A 1,183-nucleotide genomic window follows, 5' to 3' on the forward strand; every position below is an offset into this window, starting at 1 on the left:
AAACTTTAGATCCTTTATTTTTCTCAGTTTCATTCCCATAGTAAATTTTATTCCAAGCAGCCTCTTCGCTCTTTACTACTATAGTTTTTGGGATAGTAAGTGCTCTTTGTGCTGAAATTCTCAGCACATTTATGTCCTCGCCTTGATTCTCTTCAATCCAAACTCCTAAATGGCTCTTTCCGCTTCCATTTGCTCCAATAATGATAAAGTTGGACACAGATTCTTCTGGTCCCTTTGGTAATAACAATGTATTCATATGTTCTCAATTATTTAAATCTGTTATCGTTTTGCTTAGTTCCTCTTCAACTTCCTCTATCGTAGGCAGAGCTGATTTCAAATTCTCGGGAATAGCCTTTGTTAGTTGATAATCGCTGACACCGATGGGCTGGTCGTAGCCAGAGAGGGCATATTGCGCCACCACCTTATCACCACCATTGCAGAGCAGCAATCCAATGGTCTTGTTGTCGTGTTCGCCACGGAGTCGATCGTCAACAACATTGATGTAGAAGTTAAGTTGGCCCATATATCCGGGCTTAAATGGTGTGGCTTTAAGTTCGATAACTACGTATGCGTGTAGTTGGATATGTTCCTCTTTGTTATCAAGCAAGTAGTTCAGAATATCATAGTTAAGGATACTATTATTCTTAAAATCTTCAACTCTAAACTTGCGTATTACACTTTTGACATTATTTACTAAAGTTTCCCACCCTTTAAAACGCAGTCTTTTCTCATTTGCCTTTGCCTATGGTCCCCCATATCCATTGAGTTTTAACACATGCCTAATAGAAGTTATGCAGTCTGTCTACGTGCTTCATCCCATTTTTCCAAAGCTTCCGCCATTACAAGGATTTTGACCATCTCCTTGTCGTTGCCGCTGATCGTAGCCATAAGTTGTTGTGGCGTCACCCCAAGCGTTTCTCCCAAAACGCGAAGAATGCGTTCGATACAGGCTAGAACTCGCTTCCATAACGTGAGTGCCATGAGTTCGCCCTCCATGTCCGAAAAGAGTTCGCCCATGGTTTGATATTCTGTGAACCTCTTTTCCAAGGCCATGACGATATATGTAAGGTAACACAGCGTTGCGTCGGCTATCTGACCGTTAAAGTCGCAACCCTGATAACCCCCTAATCCGAGATACTGCTTAGTCTCCTTGTTCATCACCTCTATGTTCCATCTGATCTGA

The 1,183-nt window shown here is 41.8% G+C and carries 3 pseudogenes; all 3 read right to left on the reverse strand.

The features are described 5' to 3' along the window. A pseudogene (locus BN93_RS02940) lies at nucleotides 1-256 on the reverse strand (hypothetical protein); the annotation flags it as partial. Nucleotides 257-262: 6 nt separating this feature from the next. Further along, a pseudogene (locus BN93_RS02945) lies at nucleotides 263-586 on the reverse strand (PDDEXK nuclease domain-containing protein); the annotation flags it as partial. A 203-nt stretch (nucleotides 587-789) separates the two neighbouring features. Continuing rightward, a pseudogene (locus BN93_RS02950) lies at nucleotides 790-1,183 on the reverse strand (IS4 family transposase); the annotation flags it as partial.

The organism is Prevotella conceptionensis 9403948 (assembly GCF_000312305.1).
Classification (GTDB): Bacteria; Bacteroidota; Bacteroidia; order Bacteroidales; family Bacteroidaceae; genus Prevotella; species Prevotella conceptionensis.